Below are 21149 nucleotides of genomic sequence, written 5' to 3'. Positions count from 1 at the left end.
GATGCACCTCCCAAGTCCTGGCTCTTTGGGAGGAGCAAGCGGGGGAGCAGCTGAAACGGCTGTTCCCCCGTGCACCGTTTTCCCTATGCTCTAGCGCGGCGGTTTGGCGAAACAGTCGTATCCAGACCGCTTCAAAGACACGCAGCGCCTGACCGCATCCTGCATCGTGCCAACCGGACCAAACAACAGCCGGTAAAGGCCCGGCCTATTGGGCGCTTCAATCACTTCATGATAAAGGTCGCCCACTGTATCCGCCTTTTTGGCAAGGATTTCCGTTTCCAAGAGGCGCGTGTCCTCTTCGCCCATGGCAAACCCGACCTCCAGCCGCCAGACTGCCTCCCAATTTTCAGGTTTCAGTGACGCGGGATCGTCGTCAGGCAGATCTATTTCGGCGTCGGTCACCAGATGCAGATCCAGCGGCTTGCGGTCGAAGCCCTTGACTTCAAGGTCCCCTGCATAGTCATGCGCAGCCTGGATGGCCTCAGGCTTCAGCTGCTGCTGCATTGCCGGCTCTGTCTCTGTCGCGGGGTCATACCCTGCGCCTGCGGCCCGCCACACAAGCCCATAGCCCCTGATCGGGTCAGGCACCAAACCGCCTTCGCCGTTCCAGTACACCATGCCCAGAAGGTACATGGCTTCAACGTCACCCAGAAGCGCATATTGCTGCCAGATGGCCATGGCCTCCTGGACCAATGCTTCATCTCGGTCACCTTCGAAAAACAGGATATTTGCCAGATTAAGAGCCGCCTGCTTGCTGCCCATCTGGGCACCAAGCCGGTAATACATCAATGCGATTTTGGGTGCTGGCTCGCGCCCCACACCAATCCGGTGGATTTCAGCGAGGTGGAAAAAAGCCTCTGCGTTACCAAGCTCGCCAAGGCGGCGCAGCATATCAATCGCAGCGCTTACCTGGTCTTCCCGGATCAGCTCCAGCGCATTTCTGATGCCGTCGCCCAACCGGTCATCTTCGGATGGCGTCTCCTGCAAACCGGACACGACATTTCCCCCGCCCGCGATGTAGCCGAGCAACAGCCCAGTGATTAACCATATTCGCAACATTCTCATGCCCTGAACCTAACGGGATTTTAGATAAAATTAAGCGAAAAAACGCCTAAAAGCATTTTGGAAGATTAAACCTTCTTTCACGTCTTTATCATAGGGTATGACCTGAATTTATCAGGCAAAACCACGCTTACAAGTGAGCGTTATATGAACAGTTACAAATATATCAGGCCACTTCTTATGTGCGCCAGCACCATCGCTTTGATGGGCTGCAGCTACCAAAGCGCATCCGATATGCCCCCTGTCGCATCGGATTTTTCCGCAAGCCGTGCCCAATCAGCCGGCGGACTTAAGGCTATCGCGGATGATCTGGCGACCAACGGGCAGCATGAAGCAGCCATACCGCTGTATCGGCACCTAGGTGCCAGATCAGGCGACCCTGCAGTGCTGTCCGCATTGGCGAACAGCCTTTCTGCCCGCGGTGCGCACGAAGAAGCGGTCCGCATTCTAACGACCCTCGGGGCACGCGGCCAGATGGACGGCAACAGCTGGTATACTCTCGGCAAGACTAATTTGGCGTTAGGCCAATTCGAAGACGCGCTGAGCGCGTTTGACCAGGCCCGCGCCTATGCACCAGGCGACACCAAGATTCTGTCTGGTCTTGCCATCTCGGAAGCTGCCTTGGGCCGCACCGGTGACGCCATGAACACGCTGGCCGTGGTCGCAGACCCAACAGGGCTATCGAACCGGGCGCTCCTTTATGCCACCACCGGTCATCCAGAAGTTGCGGTAAGCATCCTGGAACCGATGGTAAAGGCCGGCATGCTGGGCCCTCAGGGCCGACAAAACCTGGCAATGGCCTATCTCCTTGATGGCCGCGAATCGGACGCATTCAAGATTGCACGCCTGGACCTTGACCCTGAGACCATTGGTGACACCTTTACCTTTTACCGGTCACTTTCAAGCCTGGCGCCAAGCGAGCGCATGCAGGCGCTGGTCACCGGCACCATCGACCCGTCCTGGACGCGTGACGAGGCTGCAAACCTGCAGATAGCCGATTCGACCGACCGTCAGGAAGCCGCCAAACGGCTTATGGAAAAGCCGGTCATGATGGCCAAGGCACCAGAACCTGAGCCAGAGCCAGAAACAGAACCTGTCGTCGCACAGGCCGATTATGAGCTGACGGAAATTCCGCCCCTGGTAGAACCGGAGGGCTGGGCGCTGCAGATCGGCGCGTATCGCACGATCGAAAACCTGATGCGCGGCTGGACCATCCTGTACCGCCAAAGCGGCGACTTGCTGCAGGATATTCCGCCACGTCGGTCCGAAGTGGATTTCGGAGACCGGGACACAGACCCGAAAGGCTTCTATTACCGGCTTAACGCCGGGCCGCTCAAGACCCTGAAACAGGCGAAAGACCTGTGCAAGGAATTGCGGGCCCGCGGCACGTCCTGCTGGATCAGGCCGCCGGAGAAAACCGAAGGCAGCTTGCCTGAAGAAACCAGCGCCACCAAGAAGCCATCGGCAACAACAACCCAGACAGCCAGCTTGGGCTGATCAAAGTCAGCCAATAAAGTCTGTCAGTTGCGCTTTTCCTCTTGAACGGATGCGCCGCAATACCCAGAATTAGAAAGGATGCCAGACCATGGCATCCTTTTTCTGTATCCGCCTAAGGCGCCATTGAGCCCCGCGCCGCTTCCGGGAAGGGCGCCGAAGACGTCAGAGGGGACTTGGGCGGTATGATAGTGCCATTCGCTTGATCAAGGAGAGGCTCATGTCCCGCATGTCGATTTTCAACAGTCCGTTCCTTTTGGGCTTTGACCAACTGGAGGAACTTTTGGACAGTGTTTCGAAAAATTCAGGCGAGGGTTATCCCCCCTATAATATCGAGCATATCGGTGACACTGCCATCCGCATTACACTCGCGGTTGCAGGCTTCACTCGTGACGACCTTTCGATCACCCTTGAAGCAAATCAGCTGATCATTCGCGGCAAACAGACCGACGACAGCAGCGACAGGGCCTATCTGCACCGGGGTATCGCAGCCCGCCAGTTTGTACGCAAATTCGTGCTGGCAGACGGCATGGAAGTCAGCGATGCATCGATGGAACACGGGCTCCTGCACATCGACCTGACGCGACCCGAGCAACAGGAAACCATCCGCACCATCAAGATCAGCTGATACTGATGCGGCAGGATCAAACGACAATTCAGGTTTCCACTTCTGGGCAAGGGTGCTTCGAGATCACGCGGGACGTTGGGGCATTTGTCGCGGCAAGCGGGATTGAGACCGGCCTGCTAACGCTTTTTATCCAGCATACAAGTGCATCACTTACCATTCAGGAAAATGCCGACCCAGATGTCCAGGCAGACCTGACCGATGCGCTTGAGCGCCTTGCGCCAGAGGACACGCGGCTATACCGCCACACCTGTGAAGGCCCGGACGATATGCCCGCGCACGTCAAAGCAGCACTGACAGATGTGTCGCTGACCATTCCGGTTACGGGCGGCAGGCCCGCCCTTGGTACCTGGCAAGGTATTTATGTCCTGGAACACCGGCGCATGGGTCACACGCGCCGTGTTGTGTGCCACCTGACAGGCAAATAAAGAAACTGCGGTTTCCTAGAAGTCGTAAACCAACGCCGCACGGGTAATGGTATCCCAGGCCGCTGTACCAACCGGTGGGGCAGATTCATAGCGCACTTCAAACGACACACGTGCCGCAAGATGCGCATTGATGCGGGAAGTCATTTCCATCCAATTCTCCACCGTCGTCATGTCAACGCCCACAAGGACAGATGCCCGGTCCCTGAAGGTGAGGCTATCGCTCAGCTTCAGCTCATAGGTGCTGGAAATGCGGCCAAGAAATTCGCTCTCTGTCGTGGCTGGCGACAGCATCGCGCCCACATCGTCGAATGTTGCCTCCACCCGACTGATCCGGATGCCCGGACCACCCTGAATCCGGAGCTTGTGCCGCTCAGTATCCAACAGCTGGTAACCGATACCGATATTCTCAATGATGCGGTAATCATAGCCTGAGAATTTGTCCATCTCGAATTCTGTATAGTTCACCGCATAGGTTCCGTTCCACGGACGCCAGATTGTTTCATATTTGGCCAGAAAGCGCTCGCGGGTGGTCGCGCCGCTGCTGCGGGCCAGATCAAAATTCAGATCAAGGTCATGAGACCAGCGTTTGCCGAAATCACGGCGGAAGCTGAGGCCCATGGAAATGGATTGCTCGTCAGAATCACCAGTAGAGGATGTCGCACCCAGTTCGGCCTGCCCGTTCCACAAGGCCGGGTCGAGATAATAGATGATGCCGCGCGCCTTGGACGCCTCTTCAGCTGCAATCTTCCGCGCTTCAGCTTCTTCCACTTCCTCGATTTGTGCTGGCTCCATCCAGTCGGCCTTCAGGCCTTTGGCAAAAGCAAGGATAGCTTCCCGGTCATCGGGCCAGGTTGTCAGCGCAGTATTCAGGATCACATCGAAGGTAGCCTTGTCGCCACTGGTTACAGCCGTCTCCAGAAGTTTGTCATACCCCTTCGATCCGTCTGCAGACACAGAAGCGGTAAGAAGGGTGCTGGCAAAAAGAATTTGCGCCGCCAGTCGGAGTGTGTGTTTGCCAAACGTCGTCATCAAGGCCATAGTCCTTCGGTAATCGGGGATATTTGGGCAGTCACTTAGCCCTACAGCGGGAAAAAGACAAGCCTTCAACGGCCTAAAAGGGGGAATAATCATGCCTGCAGCATTCATTACCGGCGCCACAGGATTCCTTGGGCGACATATCGTTGATGTCCTGCGCGAACAGGGCTGGACAATTTATGCCCTGGTCCGCAATGAGGATCGGGCTCGTAAACTGATCGGGGACGGCATCACCTTCGTGCAGGGTGACCTGCTGCATGTAACCGCCTGCAAAAACCAACTTCCTGCTGGCATCAACTGCATTTTCCATGTCGCCGCCGACACCAGCACCTGGAAAAAGGATGCAAGCCAACAGGCCGCCATCAATATTGGCGGCACAGAATCCATGCTGCAGCTATGCCAGGAACTGAAGGCGGACCGCTTCGTCCATGTATCCTCCACATCCGTCTACGGCATCCACGAAGACACCGTGACAGAGGCAAGTGAGAGAAAAGGCATCTACAGCTGGGTTTCCTATGCTCGCACCAAGGCCATTGCCGAGCGGCGCGTGCTTGACGCTGTCAGCCGTGGTATTGACGCCGTGATCCTGAACCCCACCCATATCGTTGGCCGCTATGACGATCATAATTGGTCGCGCATGATACAGATGCTGAATGAGGGCACGCTGCCGGGCGTGCCTCCCGGGGCCGGGAATTTCGCCAATGGGCGGGCCGTCGCAGAAGCCATCGTCACAGCCTTTACGAAAGGGCAAAAGGGCGAAAACTACATCCTGGGCGGACCCTATGCGACGATGCGCGAATTCCTGTCCCTCGCCGCGCAGGAACTTGGCAAACCTGCACCAGGAAAGCCCACACCCGCCATTATGCTGAAGGTTCTCTCCCGCCTGCTGTCGGTGGTTTCAGCTATTACCGGCAAACGGCCGATGATCACACCGGAAGAAGCCTATTTCGCGGCAGAGACCGTGGCGGCAAGCTGCGAGAAAGCAGTCGCAGAACTGGACTACCGCGAAGTGCCGCTGGAACAGTCGGTGAAGGAAAGCATCGAATACTTGCGCGAGCAGGGGCGGCTATAGGCTAGCGCCCCTTTGCGACAGGCAGCACCAGAAGGCTGCTGACAAGGCTGTGGATGATACCTGCCACCAGAAGCGTCTCGAACGCCACGCCACTGTCGAGAAAAAGCCCAATAAGGTAGGGCGCCAGCGCCGTTGAGAGCACAAGAAGGGATGTGGCCAGCGCCTTGATTTCACCCAGATAACGGGTGCCGTAAATCTCCGCCCACATGGCATTGTTCACCGGCCCAGCAGCCCCAAGCACAAGACCCATGAGCGCAAGAAAAAGCCCGATACCAGCGCTGCCGGTGCTGATCAGCCCCACATAGAGACCCAGTGCCATCACCGGCGGATACCACGGCAGCAACCGGCGCCCTCCGAAATGGTCAACAAGCGCCCCACCCAGAAGAGGCGTTACCCCCGCCCCCAAGGCATACAGCCAGTAAAATCCCGTAAAGGCCTGCATGGTCCAGCCCTTGGAGTCCGCTATCTCTGCCGCAAAGAAGAACACTGCGGTAATCCAGAAAGGCGTGACGATCAGCGCTGGCAGCATCAGATAAAAGCGATAATCCCGGACAACATCGCGGCGGCGCCAGACCTTGCCGCCGACAGCCCCATCCGTTTGCCCGGCGGCCGTTGTAGCTGTCAACCAATCTGCATGATGCTTTTCATGATGCCGCAGAAGGTAAAGAACCAGCGGCAAGGCGACCGCCAGGCAAATGCCGGAAAAAACCAACCAGCTGGACTGCCATGTCATGAGTGTCATCAGGAACACCGCAAGCGGCGGAAAGACAGCCTGCCCCACGGGCATGCCAAGGCCTGCGATAGCAACCGCACGCCCCCTGTTTCGGTCAAAATAGCGGGACATGGTGGTCATGGCCGCATGCACCATCATGCCTTGTCCCAGAAGCCGCACCAGCACCATCGCACCAAACAGCAAGAAAACAGGCCCTGCCAGCCCCATGAACAAGCATGCCAGCGCCAGCAACATGACAAGCCAGGCGGCATAGCGCCTGAGCGGCATGTGGTCTATCAGGTGACCAAACTGGTTCAGGCCCACGGCACTGCCGATGGTGACCATCATATAGTATAGGCCGAAGTCACTGTTAGACAGGCCAAAGGCCACAGAGATCGGCTCCCGGTAAACACCGATAAAATAGGTCTGCCCGAAGCTTGAAAAGACCGCCACCGCAAAGCCAAAGGCAAGGAGTTTCAGGTCATTTTTCGCGAAGGGCATATGTCGGGCTCCAGAAGGTCACGCTAGTGCGGATTTTAAGCAAATTGGAAATTTAAAACCTTGTTAAGCAGATAGGCGCAGGCTGGAAAAAACTCAAATGAATTGAGTCGATCAGGCAACATAGGAGGTCTTCATGCCTCTCCCATCTCCCCTGCCCACCGGTACAGGCCCCGGCGTGCAGGATAATAGCCGTCAAGCCCGACTTCTCGGGCATGTAGCGGCCGTTGATGCTGCGGGTTTCACGCTGGCAGTCGAACCTACCCTCGCCCGCGATGGGTCCCTATCGGATTTTCTTCGCATCGGTGCAACGCTCAGGCTCCCCGTCGGGGAGGACCAGCTATTTGGTGTGATCCGCAAGGTCACGGCCGGTCAGTCTGGCGCCCTGAACCTGACAGTCGATCTTCTGGGCCAATATAGCGAAAAGCAGTTCTCCCGGGGGGTGCGGACATTCCCGCTTCCCGGCAACCCGGCTTATGCGGCAACGGAATCCGATCTGGAAAAAATATATGCCCCCAGAAGCGGCGGTTCTATCCGTGTCGGGACGGTGCACCCGAGCGGCACGATCCCGGCCAATCTTTTGGTGGAAAAGCTGCTGTCCAAACATTTCGCCGTTCTGGGCAGTACTGGCACGGGGAAATCAAGCACGGTTTCCCTGATGATCCACCGGCTGGTGGAGCGGTGCCCAAACGCTCATATCGTGATCCTGGACCCCCACAATGAATATGCCCGTGCATTTTCCGGCAACGGTGTTCATGTCTCTACCGACAATCTTAAGCTGCCCTATTGGCTTATGAATTTCGAAGAGCATGTGGAGGTTTTTGTCGGCCGCGATGCCCACAACCGGCAAGCGGAAGTCGATATCCTGAAACGGTGCCTGCTGGCCGCGCGCAAGATATCTGGGCCAAGCTACCAACTTACAAAACTGACGGTGGATACACCCATCCCCTATAAGCTGACTGACCTCCTTAAAACCATCGATGACGAGCTTGGAAGCTTTGAAAAGGCAGAAGAAGTTCGCCCGTTCCTGAGATTGAGGAACAAGATCGAGGAACTTCGGGGCGACCAGCGCTTCGCTTTCATGTTTTCCGGCATGCTGATGCAGGACAACCTGACCAGCCTGGTATCCCAGCTTTTGCGCTTCCCTGTTGACGGGCGCCCTGTGACCACGCTTGATCTCTCTGGCGTGCCGTCTGACATCGTCGATGTGGTAGTCTCTCTCCTGAGCCGCCTTGTGTTCGATTTCGCCATGTGGAGCCGGCGACACGCAGGCGCCACCCCAATCCTGTTGGTGTGCGAAGAAGCCCACCGGTACGTACCCCACGCATCAAGCGATACCCGCATTCACGCAGCGCGCAAGTCGCTCGAGCGCATTGCCAAGGAGGGCCGGAAATATGGCGTGTCACTAGGGCTCGTGTCCCAGCGCCCTTCCGACCTGTCTGAAGCGGTGCTCAGCCAGTGCGGCACCATTGTGTCAATGCGCATGAACAACGAGAAGGACCGCTCCTATGTGGCTGACGCCATGCCCGAGGGCGGTGAGAGCTTCCTGGCGGCTCTGCCGAGTCTCCAGAACAGGGAATGCGTCGTCGCCGGCGAAGGGGTCGGGTGCCCGATCCGGGTGCGGCTCGATTTTCTTGATGAACACCGCAGACCTGCAAGTAATGATCCGGAGTTTCACGAAAGCTGGCGGCAAGATGTTGACTGCCTTGAGGAATTGGTGAACGATACGATCAACAATTGGAGGCGTGGAGTGAGATAGGAGGCACAATGTCCTTAGGCCAGAGCGTCCATTACGAGATTGTGGGGCGACGCGGCAGCAGTTGGACCATTCTGGAAGTAATCAAAGACCGGAAAGTTGCCGTTGAAAAAGCCGAGGAGCTTTGGGGCAGCCGCAGGTACACCGGAATCAAAGTCTCCAAGGAGAGCTACGACAAAGCCAACAATGAATTCTCGTCGATCGAGATTTATTCACGGGGTGCCCAGCGCAAACAGTCGAAGTATGACCAGAGCGGCACTATCTCACCGTGCCTGACCCCTGACGATCTCTATAGCCCGGATGGCAGGCGTTCGATCTGGGAACTCCTTGGCAACACTCTTGCCGACTGGATGATCACGCCCACAGAGCTCCTGCACAGCCTGGAGCATTATTACAAGCTCTATAACGCCGGCACCAAGCTTCAGAACGCGGTGCAGCGGACCGCTGTGTCCTTTGAGGAAGAGCAGGGCTCCATCCAGGAGCGGATGCGCAAGATCTACAAGATCATCGATCAGTCGATCGAGATCATGAAAGGCAATGCGGAAAAAATTCCATCGCTGGAGATGGGACGTCTGAAGCCAATCATCGAACAGCTCAAGGAAAAGTCCAACAAGCGATTTCTCCTGATTTCCGCGATCACAGAATACCTGCGCCCGGCGGTCACGCTCAGCGACAAGATCGGCCGGACTATCATCCTTCTGGCTGCGGACAGACCAGCCTGGGTGATCGAAATTCTGGACCAGTTCATCGCGGAATTGATGCAGCACAAATCTGTACCCTTCCAGCTTCTTGGCGAACCTGAAGACAGGGCACAATTCATTATCTGGCTCGCCCACCTGCAGGCCGGCCAACTGAGCATGATGGGCGAAAATGAACACTCGCCCTGCTTCAGCGATGAAGTGCTGCGGCTGAATGGTTTCCTGTCGCAAGGCCAGATGCCCCAGACGGCCCGCGTTCTGCTTGCGCGCCTACAGGAAGAAATCGAGGCCGCCAAGCCGATCAGCGACCAGGGACTGGTAGACCAGCTGAAGCGGTTGAACGACATTCGGGATACCCTTGAATCGCTGGTGAGCGACATGAGCCAGTTTGAAGGGCTGGAAGAAGCCCTGTCCAAAAGGTCTGCGCGGCTTCTCAACAGCCAGGCCGTTGGCGAAACACTGTTTGAGATGAAAAGCCCGATCGACCAGATGAACGCGCTGTTGGATCTGGAGAAATATACCATCGGGCACGGCAACAAGAGGATGGTAGCCAACTTCATGCTACCGATCCTGACCCGGCCCGAGTATGAATCCGTTTTCGTCGGGCTGGACAACCACCAGCCGATCCAGCGCATGGGGGATTTGACCAAGCTTCAAAAGCGGATCAACGAAGCCGACCTCACGGAAATGCACAGGCGCAAGATTGCCGAAAAGCTGGATGCCTTCTGCCGTGCCATCCTGGACAATACACAGGTGCTTAAGAAGCTCCACGGCCTGGACATCAGCCTGCAGGAAAAGTCGAAGAAAATCCTGAACATGTTGGCGGACGATTTCTTCACGACCGGGGACTGCCGGGACAGGGCCGAGCATCAGGTGCGCATTTACATGAAGCAGCCGGGCTTTACCGAAGGCCTGATCGCGGGCCTCGACCGCAAGGCCGCTGAAATGGAACTGATGTCATTCCGGCTGCTTCTGGAGCAGGCCGGGATTACCAAGCCACCGCAAGAAACCGCCTCCGAAGAGGAAAGCATCGAAGAAACCGACATTAATGACGAAGATGCTGCGGCGTCAGACGACAGTAATCAGACGGGGACCGCCTGATCACCGCTTGAACACTGCTTTCTAGAAATCGGAAATAAGGCCGTTCTTTTCCCAGTCGCCGTAGCGCGTTGGCTCAGGCCCTTTGCGGCCGCCAAGTTCTTTGGGCGGCTTCTGGTTATCGGTTGTTGCCTGTTCGGCAACAGATTCAGGTTTGGCTTTTCCAGCGCCGGTCTCTGTCTTTTCACTCATCACACATTCCTTCGCCAGTCTTTCTTTCACCAGGCTCCCAGGCCATAGCTTACCCAGCTTTCGTCAGCCCTTCGCGGTGGGCACGATACCAGAAATAGAGGCCGAACGACGCAATAACAAGAGGCAGAATGAAACCGAATTCATTGGCATACCGCCAGGTTTCTTCATACTGCACGGTCATCGGCTGCAGGATCGACAGGATATAAGCATTGTGCGCGGCATGCAAAACGGTCGCTGTCCACAGGTTCCCGGACTTGATCCGGTAATAGGTCATGATAAAGGAAATACCCACCGTCATCAGGGCAAAGTTGGCAAACTGGACATGAAGATCCACCGGCCCGGCATTATATTTGGTGAAATAGATAAGCGGCATGTGCCAGGCGGCCCAGACAAGGCCAGTCACAAGGGAAGCAACCGGGAAACTAGTCTTCCGGAGAAGGAGCGGCGTCAGCAGGCCGCGCCAGCCGATTTCCTCACCCAGGGATGTCGCCATGTGCCAGATCATGCCCACGGCACCAAAGATCAAGACCCCCATGGCCACAGTGGCTGTAGGCGACCAGCCGACCAGCCCAAGGTGATACCCGGCTTCTTCAACAAACTTCGGGTCCAGCACACCGCCAAAGCCGAAGCCCCAGATGATGCCATATGCCACCAGGCCGTATATGATGGGCGTTACGAATGACAATATCTGCCATTTCGGCCGCCCCCAGGCCCAACCAAAGGAGGCAATATCCAGTTTCAGGAATTTATAGGCAAGAAGCGCCGAAATGCCTGGGGTCCACATCATGATGGCCACATAGTGACGCTTGAACCCCATTTCGATTACCAGAAGGGATGCGCCTGCAGACAATATGGCCGTCAGCACCAGAAACAGCGCGATAGCTTTCGATACCATATCCGCTGACGGAACATTTATCTGCCTGTTTTCAGACATGAAACTTCCCTTTTCCCGTTCGCCCTACATCTGTCTTAGCGAATTTTGGTCGCCTTTATAAGTGAAAGGCGCACATCTTGAACCAAAGTTCACGCTGCCCAAATATTAAGGGATGCGCAATATGGTTGCGACGGAACGACGTTTGAGTGAGCTATGATGAGTTTTGCCAGAACTGCCCTTTTGATGGCCACAATGACCGGCCTGTTCCTCGCCATTGGCTATATGCTTGGCGGGACAGACGGCGTGACGATCGCTTTTATGATCGCAGCAGTCATGAATTTTTTCGCCTACTGGAATTCCGACAAGATGGTGCTTTCCATGCACCGGGCGCGCGAAGTGGATGCCCGCACGGCGCCGGAACTTGTATCGGTGGTGGCCACACTGGCGCGCCGCGCAGACCTGCCGATGCCAAGGGTCTATATCATCGACAATCCACAGCCCAACGCATTCGCGACAGGCCGCAACCCGGAGAATGCGGCTGTTGCCGCCACAACAGGGCTTCTGAAAACACTGAACCGCGCCGAGATTGAAGGCGTGATGGCGCATGAGCTGGCGCATGTGAAAAACCGCGATACGCTGACCATGACCATCACAGCCACCATTGCCGGTGCCATTTCCATGCTGGCCAATTTTGCCCTGTTCTTTGGGGGCCGGCGCGATAACCCGCTTGGGCTGATCGGTACGATCCTGGTGATGATTTTTGCGCCCATGGCCGCTATGCTCGTGCAGATGGCCATCTCCCGCACACGGGAATTTGCAGCCGACAAGACCGGAGCAGAAATCAGCGGCGAGCCGCTCGCGCTCGCCAGCGCCCTTGAGAAACTGCACTTTGGTGCCAGCCGAACAATCAATGAAGCGGCCGAGGACAACCCAGCCACCGCCCATATGTTCATTGTGAACCCGCTGCATGGCCGGGCGTTTGACAGCCTCTTTTCCACGCACCCGCGCATGGAAGAGCGCATAGCGCGGCTTCAGGCGCTGGCCAACCATAGGCCGCCTGCAGCATCACCCGGTGCTTCCGGCATCCCTGACAGTGGGTCATCCCGCCGGGGGCCTTGGGGTTAAGGGATTAAGGGGCTGACTTACAGCCCCTCTTTTGCCGCCAGGTCTGCGAGGTTGGTTTCCGGGCGCGCGCCCAGGTGCGAAATGACTTCCGCAGCCGCCAGACCGCCAAGCTTGGCGCAGGTCTCCAGGTCCTTGCCGCTTGTGTAGCCATGCAGGAACCCAGCAGCATACAGGTCACCGGCGCCCGTTGTATCTTCAACGGTGGTCGGATGGGCTGGAACCGTCACCATCTCGTCAGCCGTCAGGATCACAGATCCTTTTTCGGACCGCGTCAAGGCCGCCAGCTTCACATGGGGGCGTAGGCGTTCCATGGCTTCTTCGAAGGTATCCACCTGATAGAGCGACGTGATCTCGGCTTCATTTGCAAACAGGATATCAACCTTGTTTTCAACCAGGTCCACAAATTCACTGCGGAACCGGTCTACGCAGAAACTGTCAGACAGCGAAATCGAAACCAGCTTGCCGTTATCGCGCGCCACATCCATGGCATGAAGCACCGCTTCTTTCTGGTGATCACGGTCCCACATATAGCCTTCGATATAAGTCACGGCTGAATTCGCCACGACGTCTTCATCAATATCGCTCAGGCTCAACTCGCCACAGGCACCCAGGTAGGTGCTCATGGTGCGCTGGGCATCGGGTGTCACCAGGATCATGCTGGTAGCGGTTGGGGCGCCTTCAGACGCGGGCGCGGTCTCGTATGACACGCCGACGGCGCGAATGTCATGGCGGAACACCATACCCAGCTGGTCATCATGAACCCGGCCGATGTAGGCTGCCTTGCCGCCCAGAGACGCGATACCCGCCGCCGTGTTACCAGCCGAACCGCCGGACCGTTCTACCGCGGGCGGCATGTCGTCATAGATGCGCGCGCTGGTGTCTGCATCCACGAGCATCATCGAGCCCTTGATCCGATCATGCTTTTCGAGAAAAGCGTCATCCACGCGTGCGATGATGTCAACAATCGCGTTCCCGATGCACAATACCTGAAATTTTTCCGACATATGTAATTCCTTGCGGGCGGGGCCTGGCCCCGGATTTTTTCCTTAGGCGCACCATAGAAAACATGTGCAGCATTGCAAGCCTTGATGCTTGTCCCTATCTTTTTAGGATAACAACAGGCACTTCAGTTGCCAGAAATACAGACGCGAGGGGATAGATCATGATCGGGCAGGCCATTAATCGAAGTTGGCAGCAACTCTTACACCCAAAATTCAGGAGCGTGTTCCTGATATCCTTGATTGCAGCGACACTAACGCTGATCGGATTGAACTATGCGCTCTATATCTATTGGCCCGAAGACTGGACCACCGGCATCGACTGGCTGGACCAGTCTGGTTTCTGGACCATGTCCATCATCGGGTCCTACATCCTGTTCCCTGGTCTTGTGACCATGGTGATGGGTTTCCTGGTCGACACGATCGCCGATGCGGTCGAAGAGGAATATTACCCGAACCGAAAAGGCATGCGGAAGGTATCCCTGGCCGATGTCATTTTCGGGGCGCTCAAGCTGACCCTTCTGGTGATTCTGGTGAATATCATCGCCTTTGTGCCTTATGTGGTGCTGCTGTTCACCGGTATTGGAACACTCTTGCTGTTTGTTGCGGTCAACGGCTTCCTGTTGGGCCGGGAATATTTCGAAATGGTTGCCATCCGACACATGCCCATGCGCGAAGTCAACCGCATGCGCCGCCTTTATGGGGGCAAAATTTTTGTGGGCGGTGCCATGATTGCAGCACTTTTTGCTGTACCTTTCCTTAATCTATTGGCGCCTATCCTTGGTGCCGCGATGATGACCCATATCTTCCATTTCCTTGCGCATGAGGATGGCCGTGTCTTTGACCGTTAAGAGTTTCAGCAAAAGCTTTCTGTTTATTGCCGCCAGCGGCCTCTTGGCCGCCTGCGGCCCCACCGGTGTGGAACCGCCACAGCCGCAGGCCCCTGAACCACCTATTGAGGCCAAACAAACCCTGCCCCAAGATATCCAACAACCTGCCCCGCCACCGCCTGAACCTGAGCGACTGCAGGGCATGAACCCTGGTGAAGTAATGGCGCTTCTTGGTGATCCATCGCTTGTTCGCCGGGACGGGGCCATACAGGTCATGCTGTTTGAAAATGAGACTTGCGTGTTTGAGGTGGTTTTCCGCGAACCCAGCCAAAACGAATATTTCCAGGCACATCATATAGCTGCGCGAGGTCGGGACGGCAGGACCACAGATACACAGGCCTGCCTTATGAAAGTCTTGCCGAATGGCCAATGGCCTGACAAATAAGGTGATCAGAAAGCGGCTCGAAGGGAGACACACATGCAGTTCAATGCCGGCGTCATCATCAAACTGCTGATCTGGAGCTTCCTGGTCGGGCTTTTGCTGTACTGGCTCGAGTGGAGCCCAGGCGACGTATATGGCTGGATCGCCAATAAAGTTGCCACGCTCTGGGATTGGCTGGTCGGCAGCGGTCTTCAGTATGTGCTTCTCGGCGCCACCATCGTCGTGCCCATATATTTCATTATGCAGTTCAAGAACCGGCGGCGAGGCGGATGACGCGCTTTTTCAACCCAGGCAAACATGAGGACGCGGCGTCCGATGCGCGCCTCCACGCGCCTGCCACAGCCCGTAACAGGGATGTGATCCTGGATGTGCTCAAGGCTCACCTGCCGGAAACCGGCAGCCTTCTTGAGATCGCGGCGGGTACAGGCGAGCATGCGGCCCATATTGCTCCGCAGTTCCCAAACCTTCACTGGCAACCAACCGATATCGACCCGCGCCATCTGGATAGCATCGACGCCTGGCGCGAGCATGTTGGGCGGGGCAACATTCTGCGAGCCAGGCATTTCAACCTTCTGGAAGGCGATTGGCCGATTGACCATCTGCCCGAGCCCCTGATAGCCGTGATGGCAGCGAACCTTATTCACATCAGCCCATGGGAAGTGTCGGAAGCACTGGTGTCCGGCGCTGGGCAGGTCTTGGATACGGGCGGCACCCTGTATCTTTATGGCCCCTACAAACGGGAAGGCGCCCATACGTCCGAATCCAATGAGGCCTTCGACACGTCACTCAAGGAACGTGACCCGTCATGGGGCGTCAGGGATATGGAAGCGGTCGTGGAATTGGCCAGGGACGCAGGATTTGGCGCACCGGACATCATCCCAATGCCCGCCAACAATTTCTCGCTGGTATTCAAAAAATAAACGCCCCGCAGGCTGCAGGGCGTTCGGTCTGTCACACATAGAAGGCCGGTTAATTGGCGGCTGCTTTGGCTGCTTCTGTCTCTGTGCTGTCGTTCGCAAGCTCGCCTACATCATAATGCTTGGAATAGCGCTTGGCGATCCGCTCAACCGGCAACAGGATAAACACGTCAGTAGTACCGAACTGTTCGTCCACCACCGCACCGTCACCGATGAAGCAACCGATCCGCAGGTAGCCTTTCACAAGCGGCGGCAGCGCGCGGCGCGCCATGCGTACATCCAAATCGCTCTCGCCGATATTGTTCATCTCGATATACTGGCCATCGAGCGCCTTCACATGGAAGTCGTCTGGCACAAGATGATTATGGTAGAGATACGAGAAGGCTTCCTTGAACTCTTCAGGGTTCGTGCCCTCGAAGCTCGCGCAGCCGAACATGTAAGCAATCTTGTGTTCTTTCAGATATTCGGCGATGCCCTTCCACAACATGTTGATGGTGCTGTTGGCGCGGTAATCCTTGTGCACGCAGGAGCGGCCAAGTTCCAGAAGTTGGCGGCCTTCGCCCATCTGCTCTTTGAAGCTGTCGCTCATCAGTGGGGTGATATCGAACTCGCCCGCCGAATAGAAACCGTTGTTGCGCTCGGCTACCTCCTGACGGAGAAGGCGGTATGTGCCCACGATCCGCTTCGACTTCGGACGGTCATGGTCGATCACCAGCAGATGGTCACAGACCGTATCATACGGGTCGATGTCGCGTTTTGTCATGCGCATGCGCCAGTCGGGCTTGGCGTGCATTTCTTCATAGAAAATCTTGTAGCGCAGTTTTTGCGCCGCTTTGATTTCCTTGAAGGACCGCGCCAGACGCACCTCAAGGCTGCCTTGTCGGACATATGATGGAGCGCCAGCCATGGCTTGGGCCGCGGCGACACGGGGGCGAATGCGAGCATATCTTTTCATAAGACCATCCTAATAGATGCGGTAGGTTGCAGCTCTATTACAACAATCTGACCACATCATGACATCACATGTCGCCATTTCTGGTAACATTTTCAAGATTTCGCGCCCTTATATCCTTTTTCCACAGAATGAGAAGCGCAATCAGACCTGGTGCTGCCATTGCTGTCGATACCAGAAAAAATTCGGTCCAATTCATCGCGTCCGCGACGAAGCCGGTGAAGCCGCCAAAGAAGCCGCGCGCCAGACTCGAAAGCGTGGACAACAGCGCGTACTGGGTCGCTGTGAACGAGAGGTTACACAGACTACCGAAGTAGGCGATCATGACCGTGCCACCCACACCAGTGGCGAAGTTCTCCAGTCCAACGGTTACGGCAAGGGCAGTAGTGTCCGGCCCAATCATGCTAAGCACCACAAACCCAAGGTTGGTGACCATCATGAAAATCACACTGATCAGAAGGGCCCTGAAGGTATCAAACCACCACCAGACAAAAATCCCCGCGCCGCCACCGGCAGCTGCGGCAATCGCACCGACTGTCTTGTTCGCGATGGCCATTTCTGTCAGCGTAAACCCGAGATCAACAAGGAACGGCCCTGTCATCACCGACGCCATCACATCACCGAATTTCACCAGAACGACAAACAGCAAAATCCAGTACCAGTTCTGGCGCAGGATAAATTCCTTAAGCGGCAAAACCACAGCTTCATATATTTGCAGCTGATAGGGAGACAAATGACTGTGGGCCGCACGCTCGTCGCGCAGGAACTCATCTTCATAGACTTTGGGTTCGCCAAGCCACAAGATCGCCAGCAGCCCCGGTATCACGAGAAGCGGCAACAGCGAGAGAGCAAAAGACCAGCCCAATTGATCGGCAACCAGGAACACCCCAGCGCCCGCAATCAGGTTTGCGATGCGGTATCCCCATTGATACATGCCCGCGCTGTGCGCCAGGTCTTTCTCTTCCGTCACTTCAATTCGGTAGGCGTCAATCAGGATATCGAGGCTGGCCGACAGAAAACCGATGGATACAGACAAAGTCCCAATCGCGGCCAGATGGCTCTCGGGCGTCAACTGTGACATCCCCCAGATCGCAAGCGCCATTGCAGCACAAACCAACAGAATCCAGCTACGTCTGCGACCGAAACGGGACGAGAGAGCGCCAAGCTGCAACCGGTCCAGAAGCGGTGCCCAAAGCACCTTCAGCGCATAAGGCAGCGTAGCCCAGGTGAAGATGCCGATTGTCGACTTATCGATGTCATATTCACGGAGCCATGTAGTCATGATTCCGAGAATGATGGTCAGCGGAAACCCCGACGTCATGCCCAGAAGAAAAGCGCCAAGAAGCGGCTTCTTGAGAAAAGTCAGAAACAAACGGCCAATTCGCTGGCCAATTGGCAGCGCCTGCGCTGGCACGGTTTCCGTCATGCCTTGATCTTCTCTGGGTCGACAATGATCCACAGCCCTTCGGCCTTGGCCACAAGCGTGCCATCAGATGCATAAATCGCCGTGCCGCACTTGCGCTTGCGCCCTGTACCGCCCAGATCCCAGGCGATCACGGTTGCTTCGCCTTCAGCCTTGAGAGGCGCCAAAACTTCAGCCGTCAGGCGGCCAAGGAGCGCCGCCTCCCCAGCCGCGCAAGCGAAGTAGCCGGGGCAATCAAGGGCGGACCAGATAAATTCCGGTGCCACATTGCCGCTCTCGTCCGCATAATCCCCATCAAGGCCCCACTGGCTCGCGACCAGGCCCTCATGCCCCTCCACAAGCTTGGAATGGATGCACAGGCCGTCAGGGTGCGTGCGGTCATGGCCGCAAACGAAACAGGTGCCGAAAGGCGTGAATTTCTTGGGCCTGCCCGGCGCGTCAACCGGATCACCCCCCAGCACCAGCGGGTCGGGAAGCACAGGCACGTCCAGATCAAGCGTCGCGGGTTTTGCAATGCCCACCAGCGTCTCGCCGTGCTGCATCACAACACCCTCGTCAGTCGCGACAATCTCAAGCGGTGTATCAAGGGGTGGCGGCAACCTCAGGCTGGCCTCAACAATACCATCCAGATGGCGCGCCATCACACCGCATGAATAGCCGCCGTTACCGCTGTTTGGCGGGCCTTTATAGCGGGCGTCGATCGTTACTTGCTCGATCATGTCTCTTCTGCTCCCCTTGTTTCATTCCTTAGTAGGCGGCAATGGGCGCCCGCGCAAGCGCATCATTGGTTGGCCAAGAATGGTTTTCCCTTCCCTTTGGGGCAGGAACAAGGCTATGAAGCGGCATGAGCAACGAGAGCGAAAATACAGGCCTCAAGGCCCGCAAGGCAGCCATCCGGATTCTGATGGCCGTAACGCTGAAAAACCGACCGTTCGATGCGGCGCTGGATGAGATCACCAAAGGTGCAGACCTTGACGTACGCGACCGTGCCTTCGTCATGAATCTGGTGATGCTGACGCTCCGCCGGTTCGGCAGCCTGAAGGCGCTTATGGGCCGCCTCCTGGACCGCGGCCTGCCCAGGAACGCCACCTGGACCGAAGCTGCCATCCTGACAGGGCTTGCACAAATACTCCTGATGCGCACGGCAGACCATGCCGCAGTCAATGAGACAGTCACGCTCATCAAGGACCTGCCGGGCAAGGAAAAGGGGTTCGCGGGCCTCGTGAACGCAGTGCTGAGGCGCGCGGCGCGCGAACAGGGCGCGCTCCTTGAGCGGCTGAACAGCACCCCGCAGGATGACCTGCCCGCCTGGCTCGCTGAAAGCTGGACCAAAACCTATGGTCATGACGAGATGCAGCATATCGCCCGCGCGCTGCAGTCGAGCCCGCCGCTTGATATCACGCTCAAGCCGGGGGAAGACCCCGACCTGTGGGCTGACCGTCTGGACGCCAAAATCATGCCCAATGGCACGCTGAGGCGCGGCCTCACGGATGTGACCAAGCTTCCGGGCTACGAGGACGGCATCTGGTGGGTGCAGGATATCGCCGCCAGCCTGCCTGTCGCGCTTCTGGGCGACATTCAGGGCAAGCATGTGCTTGACCTGTGCGCGGCCCCGGGTGGCAAGACCATGCAGCTGGCCTCAAGGGGCGCGCTGGTGACCGCCGTTGACCGCAACAAGAACCGGTTAAAGCGCCTGAGCGCCAACCTTGAGCGCACGGGCCTTGACGCCACAGTCATCACGGCAGACGCTGCGACCTATACGCCGGACAAACCTGTGAATGCCATTCTTCTGGACGCGCCGTGCTCAGCCACCGGCACGCTCCGCCGCAACCCGGATGTCACCTGGACCAAAGCGCCCGAGGACGTGGTAAAGCTCGCGAACCTGCAGGCCCGCATTCTTGACCACGCTTTCTCATTACTGCCTGCTGGCGGCGTGATGGTTTACTGTGTATGCTCCCTTGAAGCCAGTGAAGGGGTTGATCAGGTCGAAGCCTTCCTGAGCCGCGAAGCTACTGCTGAACGGGTGCCCGTGGATGCGACAGAGGTCGGCGGCATGAGTGAACTTGTAACCGACAAAGGCGACCTTCTGTGCCTGCCCTCAAAACGGGCAAATGAAGGCGGGATAGACGGATTTTTCGCCGCCCGATTGAAAAAGACAAAATAAGCCCCGCTTCCCTCGCATGCCGCGCCATCTGGCGCTTGCGGGACAAGGGGCAACCTGATATGGAGGCCCCATGCAAAAGCCAGTCAGAATAGCCCCCTCAATCCTGTCTGCAGATTTCAGCAAACTGGGTGAGGAAGTCAGAGCCGTTGACGCCGCAGGCGCCGACATGATCCATATTGATGTGATGGATGGTCATTTCGTGCCCAATATCACGATCGGCCCCGATGTGGTGAAGGCGCTTCGCCCCCACACAAAAAAGCCGTTCGATGTGCACCTGATGATCGACCCGGTTGATCCCTATATTGAGGCTTTCGCCGCTGCTGGTGCCGATATCATCACGGCGCATGCCGAAGCGGGCAAGCACATCCACCGCACGCTGCAGGCGATCCGCGCGCAAGGCGTGAAGGCCGGTATCTCGCTCAATCCGGCAACGCCCGAGACGGTTATCGACTATCTCTATGAAGACCTGGACCTGATCCTCGTCATGTCCGTGAACCCGGGCTTCGGCGGCCAGAGCTTTATCGAAAGCCAGCTGAAGAAAATCGAGAATATCCGCAAGCGCATTGATGCACTGGGCCTTGATATCGACCTTGAAGTCGACGGCGGCGTGAATGCAGCAACTGTTCGCCGGGTGGTGGACGCGGGCGCAGACCTTCTGGTGGCCGGTAGCGCCACCTTCAAAGGCGGCCCGGACATGTACGCACCGAACATCGCGGCACTGAAAAACCTATAGACCACAAGGGAGCAGGCGGCG

22 protein-coding genes are annotated in these 21149 nt (G+C 57.0%); 13 read left to right on the top strand and 9 right to left on the bottom strand.

Features of this window, described 5'->3' with window-relative positions; all coding sequences use genetic code 11:
- Positions 1-90: 90 nt before the first annotated feature.
- Complete coding sequence (locus KORM41_RS12825) at positions 91-996, bottom strand: tetratricopeptide repeat protein (RefSeq protein WP_156431975.1); 906 nt, start codon at positions 994-996, stop codon at positions 91-93.
- Positions 997-1209: 213 nt separating this feature from the next.
- Here KORM41_RS12825 and KORM41_RS12820 point away from each other — a divergent pair, with 213 nt between their 5' ends.
- The 3 genes from KORM41_RS12820 to KORM41_RS12810 all read left to right on the top strand — a co-directional run bounded on the left by KORM41_RS12820 (position 1210) and on the right by KORM41_RS12810 (position 3609).
- Positions 1210-2559, top strand: coding sequence for an SPOR domain-containing protein (locus tag KORM41_RS12820; protein WP_068148558.1), 1350 nt, complete (start codon positions 1210-1212; stop codon positions 2557-2559).
- A 217-nt stretch (positions 2560-2776) separates the two neighbouring features.
- Positions 2777-3184 (top strand): Hsp20 family protein, encoded by a 408-nt coding sequence (locus tag KORM41_RS12815; protein ID WP_068148555.1) that lies wholly within the window; start codon positions 2777-2779, stop codon positions 3182-3184.
- A gap of 5 nt (positions 3185-3189) precedes the next feature.
- Positions 3190-3609: a secondary thiamine-phosphate synthase enzyme YjbQ gene (locus KORM41_RS12810; RefSeq protein ID WP_197421120.1), complete on the top strand. Its 420-nt coding sequence runs from the start codon at positions 3190-3192 to the stop codon at positions 3607-3609.
- Positions 3610-3624: 15 nt separating this feature from the next.
- Here KORM41_RS12810 and KORM41_RS12805 read toward each other — a convergent pair whose 3' ends face one another.
- Complete coding sequence (locus tag KORM41_RS12805; protein WP_231727266.1) at positions 3625-4638, bottom strand: DUF481 domain-containing protein; 1014 nt, start codon at positions 4636-4638, stop codon at positions 3625-3627.
- Positions 4639-4738: 100 nt separating this feature from the next.
- On the opposite strand from KORM41_RS12805, the gene KORM41_RS12800 reads away from it, so the two are divergent.
- On the top strand, positions 4739-5716 hold the full coding sequence (locus KORM41_RS12800; protein ID WP_068148546.1) for an NAD-dependent epimerase/dehydratase family protein: 978 nt from the start codon (positions 4739-4741) through the stop codon (positions 5714-5716).
- Between the two features lies 1 nt (position 5717).
- Here the strand turns inward: KORM41_RS12800 and KORM41_RS12795 are convergent, their stop codons facing one another.
- Complete coding sequence (locus tag KORM41_RS12795; protein ID WP_068148543.1) at positions 5718-6929, bottom strand: MFS transporter; 1212 nt, start codon at positions 6927-6929, stop codon at positions 5718-5720.
- Between the two features lie 133 nt (positions 6930-7062).
- On the opposite strand from KORM41_RS12795, the gene KORM41_RS12790 reads away from it, so the two are divergent.
- A complete protein-coding gene (locus KORM41_RS12790) occupies positions 7063-8685 on the top strand; it encodes an ATP-binding protein (protein WP_068148540.1) in 1623 nt (540 codons plus the stop codon).
- 8 nt (positions 8686-8693) lie between these two features.
- Positions 8694-10481, top strand: a complete 1788-nt coding sequence (locus KORM41_RS12785; RefSeq protein WP_068148537.1) for a hypothetical protein — start codon at positions 8694-8696, stop codon at positions 10479-10481.
- Between the two features lie 21 nt (positions 10482-10502).
- On the opposite strand, the gene KORM41_RS22265 is transcribed toward KORM41_RS12785, so the two are convergent.
- Both KORM41_RS22265 and KORM41_RS12775 read right to left on the bottom strand, forming a co-directional pair.
- Entirely contained in the window at positions 10503-10670 is a 168-nt protein-coding gene (locus tag KORM41_RS22265) for a DUF1674 domain-containing protein (RefSeq protein ID WP_082719916.1), read from the bottom strand.
- A gap of 49 nt (positions 10671-10719) precedes the next feature.
- A complete protein-coding gene (locus KORM41_RS12775) occupies positions 10720-11604 on the bottom strand; it encodes a CPBP family intramembrane glutamic endopeptidase (RefSeq protein WP_068148531.1) in 885 nt (294 codons plus the stop codon).
- A 156-nt stretch (positions 11605-11760) separates the two neighbouring features.
- Here KORM41_RS12775 and htpX point away from each other — a divergent pair, with 156 nt between their 5' ends.
- A complete protein-coding gene (gene htpX / locus KORM41_RS12770) occupies positions 11761-12669 on the top strand; it encodes a zinc metalloprotease HtpX (protein WP_068148527.1) in 909 nt (302 codons plus the stop codon).
- Between the two features lie 17 nt (positions 12670-12686).
- Here the strand turns inward: htpX and KORM41_RS12765 are convergent, their stop codons facing one another.
- Positions 12687-13673 carry an adenosine kinase gene (locus KORM41_RS12765; RefSeq protein WP_068148524.1) on the bottom strand — a complete coding sequence of 329 codons (987 nt, stop codon included), beginning with the start codon at positions 13671-13673 and terminating at the stop codon, positions 12687-12689.
- A 158-nt stretch (positions 13674-13831) separates the two neighbouring features.
- Here KORM41_RS12765 and KORM41_RS12760 point away from each other — a divergent pair, with 158 nt between their 5' ends.
- The 4 genes from KORM41_RS12760 to KORM41_RS12745 are packed head-to-tail and all read left to right on the top strand — an operon-like array spanning position 13832 to position 15859.
- On the top strand, positions 13832-14518 hold the full coding sequence (locus KORM41_RS12760) for an EI24 domain-containing protein (RefSeq protein WP_082719907.1): 687 nt from the start codon (positions 13832-13834) through the stop codon (positions 14516-14518).
- Entirely contained in the window at positions 14502-14942 is a 441-nt protein-coding gene (locus tag KORM41_RS12755) for a hypothetical protein (protein WP_156431974.1), read from the top strand. Before KORM41_RS12760 ends, KORM41_RS12755 begins: the two co-directional genes overlap by 17 nt.
- A gap of 33 nt (positions 14943-14975) precedes the next feature.
- On the top strand, positions 14976-15212 hold the full coding sequence (locus tag KORM41_RS12750; protein WP_068148514.1) for a DUF6460 domain-containing protein: 237 nt from the start codon (positions 14976-14978) through the stop codon (positions 15210-15212).
- Entirely contained in the window at positions 15209-15859 is a 651-nt protein-coding gene (locus KORM41_RS12745) for a DUF938 domain-containing protein (protein WP_068148511.1), read from the top strand. The genes KORM41_RS12750 and KORM41_RS12745 overlap by 4 nt, the downstream gene beginning before the upstream one ends.
- Before the next feature lie 49 nt (positions 15860-15908).
- Here KORM41_RS12745 and KORM41_RS12740 read toward each other — a convergent pair whose 3' ends face one another.
- The 3 genes from KORM41_RS12740 to KORM41_RS12730 all read right to left on the bottom strand — a co-directional run bounded on the left by KORM41_RS12740 (position 15909) and on the right by KORM41_RS12730 (position 18950).
- Positions 15909-16811 (bottom strand): GNAT family N-acetyltransferase, encoded by a 903-nt coding sequence (locus tag KORM41_RS12740; protein WP_068148508.1) that lies wholly within the window; start codon positions 16809-16811, stop codon positions 15909-15911.
- Between the two features lie 64 nt (positions 16812-16875).
- Positions 16876-18234: an AmpG family muropeptide MFS transporter gene (locus KORM41_RS12735; RefSeq protein WP_068148505.1), complete on the bottom strand. Its 1359-nt coding sequence runs from the start codon at positions 18232-18234 to the stop codon at positions 16876-16878.
- Complete coding sequence (locus KORM41_RS12730) at positions 18231-18950, bottom strand: hypothetical protein (RefSeq protein WP_068148502.1); 720 nt, start codon at positions 18948-18950, stop codon at positions 18231-18233. Before KORM41_RS12730 ends, KORM41_RS12735 begins: the two co-directional genes overlap by 4 nt.
- 125 nt (positions 18951-19075) lie before the next feature.
- On the opposite strand from KORM41_RS12730, the gene KORM41_RS12725 reads away from it, so the two are divergent.
- On the top strand, positions 19076-20395 hold the full coding sequence (locus KORM41_RS12725; protein WP_068148498.1) for an RsmB/NOP family class I SAM-dependent RNA methyltransferase: 1320 nt from the start codon (positions 19076-19078) through the stop codon (positions 20393-20395).
- 70 nt (positions 20396-20465) lie between these two features.
- The gene (rpe, locus tag KORM41_RS12720; RefSeq protein ID WP_068148495.1) at positions 20466-21128 is read left to right on the top strand and encodes a ribulose-phosphate 3-epimerase; all 663 of its coding nucleotides are present in this window, start codon (positions 20466-20468) and stop codon (positions 21126-21128) included.
- Positions 21129-21149 lie beyond the last annotated feature (21 nt).

Source organism: Kordiimonas lipolytica (assembly GCF_001550065.1).
Note: the sequence above shows the minus strand (reverse complement) of the source record. Positions and strands in the feature narration are given on the sequence as shown.

What these genes read in the sequence shown, in the direction of transcription:
- KORM41_RS12800 (WP_068148546.1), top strand. Translation starts at nt 4,739, where the DNA reads ATGCCTGCAGCATTCATTACCGGCGCCACAGGATTCCTTGGGCGACAT.
- KORM41_RS12765 (WP_068148524.1), bottom strand. Translation starts at nt 13,673, where the DNA reads ATGTCGGAAAAATTTCAGGTATTGTGCATCGGGAACGCGATTGTTGAC.
- KORM41_RS12775 (WP_068148531.1), bottom strand. Translation starts at nt 11,604, where the DNA reads ATGTCTGAAAACAGGCAGATAAATGTTCCGTCAGCGGATATGGTATCG.
- KORM41_RS12810 (WP_197421120.1), top strand. Translation starts at nt 3,190, where the DNA reads ATGCGGCAGGATCAAACGACAATTCAGGTTTCCACTTCTGGGCAAGGG.
- htpX (WP_068148527.1), top strand. Translation starts at nt 11,761, where the DNA reads ATGAGTTTTGCCAGAACTGCCCTTTTGATGGCCACAATGACCGGCCTG.
- KORM41_RS12795 (WP_068148543.1), bottom strand. Translation starts at nt 6,929, where the DNA reads ATGCCCTTCGCGAAAAATGACCTGAAACTCCTTGCCTTTGGCTTTGCG.
- KORM41_RS12730 (WP_068148502.1), bottom strand. Translation starts at nt 18,950, where the DNA reads ATGATCGAGCAAGTAACGATCGACGCCCGCTATAAAGGCCCGCCAAAC.
- KORM41_RS12805 (WP_231727266.1), bottom strand. Translation starts at nt 4,638, where the DNA reads ATGACGACGTTTGGCAAACACACACTCCGACTGGCGGCGCAAATTCTT.
- KORM41_RS12735 (WP_068148505.1), bottom strand. Translation starts at nt 18,234, where the DNA reads ATGACGGAAACCGTGCCAGCGCAGGCGCTGCCAATTGGCCAGCGAATT.
- rpe (WP_068148495.1), top strand. Translation starts at nt 20,466, where the DNA reads ATGCAAAAGCCAGTCAGAATAGCCCCCTCAATCCTGTCTGCAGATTTC.
- KORM41_RS12760 (WP_082719907.1), top strand. Translation starts at nt 13,832, where the DNA reads ATGATCGGGCAGGCCATTAATCGAAGTTGGCAGCAACTCTTACACCCA.
- KORM41_RS12785 (WP_068148537.1), top strand. Translation starts at nt 8,694, where the DNA reads ATGTCCTTAGGCCAGAGCGTCCATTACGAGATTGTGGGGCGACGCGGC.
- KORM41_RS12725 (WP_068148498.1), top strand. Translation starts at nt 19,076, where the DNA reads ATGAGCAACGAGAGCGAAAATACAGGCCTCAAGGCCCGCAAGGCAGCC.
- KORM41_RS12820 (WP_068148558.1), top strand. Translation starts at nt 1,210, where the DNA reads ATGAACAGTTACAAATATATCAGGCCACTTCTTATGTGCGCCAGCACC.
- KORM41_RS22265 (WP_082719916.1), bottom strand. Translation starts at nt 10,670, where the DNA reads ATGAGTGAAAAGACAGAGACCGGCGCTGGAAAAGCCAAACCTGAATCT.
- KORM41_RS12745 (WP_068148511.1), top strand. Translation starts at nt 15,209, where the DNA reads ATGACGCGCTTTTTCAACCCAGGCAAACATGAGGACGCGGCGTCCGAT.
- KORM41_RS12815 (WP_068148555.1), top strand. Translation starts at nt 2,777, where the DNA reads ATGTCCCGCATGTCGATTTTCAACAGTCCGTTCCTTTTGGGCTTTGAC.
- KORM41_RS12790 (WP_068148540.1), top strand. Translation starts at nt 7,063, where the DNA reads ATGCCTCTCCCATCTCCCCTGCCCACCGGTACAGGCCCCGGCGTGCAG.
- KORM41_RS12740 (WP_068148508.1), bottom strand. Translation starts at nt 16,811, where the DNA reads ATGAAAAGATATGCTCGCATTCGCCCCCGTGTCGCCGCGGCCCAAGCC.
- KORM41_RS12750 (WP_068148514.1), top strand. Translation starts at nt 14,976, where the DNA reads ATGCAGTTCAATGCCGGCGTCATCATCAAACTGCTGATCTGGAGCTTC.